Origin of the sequence: Roseateles hydrophilus (assembly GCF_026712245.1) — a bacterium.
Lineage (GTDB): Bacteria > Pseudomonadota > Gammaproteobacteria > Burkholderiales > Burkholderiaceae_C > Pelomonas > Pelomonas hydrophilus.
The window spans coordinates 1-2,120 of record NZ_JAPPUY010000011.1 but is presented as its reverse complement, the minus strand read 5'-3'; the positions used below and the strand labels follow the sequence as shown (position 1 = coordinate 2,120).

Genomic DNA, 2,120 nt, shown 5'->3' with positions numbered 1-2,120 from the left:
TTGCGTTGCCTGCTATCACCAGCCTGTCGAGGCCAGCTCCCCAGGCTCACGCGATTCACTCACTGTTGTTTGACAGCCGATAAGTGTGGGCGCTTAAAGCTAAGTGCTTGAGCTTTCGCTCTTAGTTGATCTTGCTCTGCACATTCCTTAGAACATACGAGGCGCGATCTATCTAGAAAGGAGGTGATCCAGCCGCACCTTCCGATACGGCTACCTTGTTACGACTTCACCCCAGTCACGAACCCTGCCGTGGTAATCGCCCTCCTTGCGGTTAGGCTAACTACTTCTGGCAGAACCCGCTCCCATGGTGTGACGGGCGGTGTGTACAAGACCCGGGAACGTATTCACCGCGGCAAGCTGATCCGCGATTACTAGCGATTCCGACTTCACGCAGTCGAGTTGCAGACTACGATCCGGACTACGACCGGGTTTCTGGGATTAGCTCCCCCTCGCGGGTTGGCAGCCCTCTGTCCCGGCCATTGTATGACGTGTGTAGCCCTACCCATAAGGGCCATGATGACCTGACGTCATCCCCACCTTCCTCCGGTTTGTCACCGGCAGTCTCATTAGAGTGCCCTTTCGTAGCAACTAATGACAAGGGTTGCGCTCGTTGCGGGACTTAACCCAACATCTCACGACACGAGCTGACGACGGCCATGCAGCACCTGTGTTCTGGCTCTCTTTCGAGCACTCCCAAATCTCTTCAGGATTCCAGACATGTCAAGGGTAGGTAAGGTTTTTCGCGTTGCATCGAATTAAACCACATCATCCACCGCTTGTGCGGGTCCCCGTCAATTCCTTTGAGTTTCAACCTTGCGGCCGTACTCCCCAGGCGGTCAACTTCACGCGTTAGCTACGTTACTGAGAAGAAACCCTCCCAACAACCAGTTGACATCGTTTAGGGCGTGGACTACCAGGGTATCTAATCCTGTTTGCTCCCCACGCTTTCGTGCATGAGCGTCAGTACAGGTCCAGGGGATTGCCTTCGCCATCGGTGTTCCTCCGCATATCTACGCATTTCACTGCTACACGCGGAATTCCATCCCCCTCTACCGTACTCTAGCTATGCAGTCACAAAGGCAGTTCCCAGGTTGAGCCCGGGGATTTCACCTCTGTCTTGCATAACCGCCTGCGCACGCTTTACGCCCAGTAATTCCGATTAACGCTTGCACCCTACGTATTACCGCGGCTGCTGGCACGTAGTTAGCCGGTGCTTATTCTTCAGGTACCGTCATGAGTCCCAGGTATTAGCCAGAACCTTTTCTTCCCTGACAAAAGCGGTTTACAACCCGAAGGCCTTCTTCCCGCACGCGGCATGGCTGGATCAGACTTGCGTCCATTGTCCAAAATTCCCCACTGCTGCCTCCCGTAGGAGTCTGGGCCGTGTCTCAGTCCCAGTGTGGCTGGTCGTCCTCTCAGACCAGCTACAGATCGTAGGCTTGGTAGGCCTTTACCCCACCAACTACCTAATCTGATATCGGCCGCTCCAATCGCGCGAGGTCTTGCGATCCCCCGCTTTCACCCTCAGGTCGTATGCGGTATTAGCTGCTCTTTCGAGCAGTTATCCCCCACGACTGGGCACGTTCCGATACATTACTCACCCGTTCGCCACTCGTCAGCTTAACCTGTTACCGTTCGACTTGCATGTGTAAGGCATGCCGCCAGCGTTCAATCTGAGCCAGGATCAAACTCTATAGTTCGATCTTGAATTTACTCAACGGAATCGACTCAAACCATTTGCATGATTCAAATCTAATTTCCGTGAGCGTTTAAAGTCCGAAGGACCGTTGCAAGTCACCTTGCAACATCACTTCGCCTCAAACGCCCACGCTTATCGGCTGTTAATTCTTAAAGAACATCGCGAAACTTGCATTTCGCGTCGCTGACTTGTCAGCAGCAAAGAAGCGAGATTCTAATCTGCTTTTTGCTTCGCTGTCAAATGTTTTTTGAAAATTTCTTTTCTTAACATCTTTCAGCTTGCTTGCCAACGTCGCAGAAGATTTCTGCATTCATCAGCAAAGAGGCGAGATTTTGATCTGTCTTTTCGACTTCGTCAAGTGCTTTTGAAAACTTTTTTCAAGCACTCAACTGAGTCAAACACACCAGGCCTCTCGACCCCT

General features: G+C 52.3%; 1 rRNA gene. It reads right to left on the bottom strand.

Features of this window, described 5'->3' with window-relative positions:
- Positions 1-176: 176 nt before the first annotated feature.
- A 16S ribosomal RNA gene (locus NYO99_RS21295) occupies positions 177-1,700 on the bottom strand.
- Positions 1,701-2,120 lie beyond the last annotated feature (420 nt).